The organism is Streptomyces sp. WAC05292 (assembly GCF_003949955.1).
GTDB lineage: Bacteria > Actinomycetota > Actinomycetes > Streptomycetales > Streptomycetaceae > Streptomyces > Streptomyces globosus.
Genome location: NZ_RPSE01000907.1, coordinates 1 through 349, shown reverse-complemented (window position 1 = coordinate 349; position 349 = coordinate 1). Strand labels below are relative to the sequence as shown.

The following is a 349-nucleotide window of genomic DNA, read 5'->3' as shown; positions in this document are numbered from 1 at the left end:
GCCGAGCTGGTCGGCCTGGTCGGCGCCGGAGCCGGCGACGAGTCCGGCGACGGCCTTGTCGAGGCGGGCGCTGCCGCCGGCGGGGGCGGTCTCGGCGTCGCCGAGGGTGGCGCCGGAGCCGCGGACGGGGCTGTAGGGGACCCGGGCGGGGGTGGCGTCGAGGACCTTGCGCATCTCCTGCGGGGCGTCGTCGCGGAGGAGGACGTAGCGGACGGCGAAGTCGCCGAGCTGGTCGGCCTGGTCGGCGCCGGAGCCGGCGACGAGTCCGGCGACGGCCTTGTCGAGGCGGGCGCTGCCGCCGGCGGGGGCGGTCTCGGCGTCGCCGAGGGTGGCGCCGGAGCCGCGGACG

At 80.2% G+C, this 349-nt stretch carries 1 protein-coding gene; it reads right to left on the bottom strand.

Annotated features, from left to right (window positions below):
• Positions 1-349, bottom strand: a 349-nt coding sequence (locus EF903_RS35760; protein ID WP_260616260.1) for a hypothetical protein, incomplete at both ends; no start/stop codon positions are given.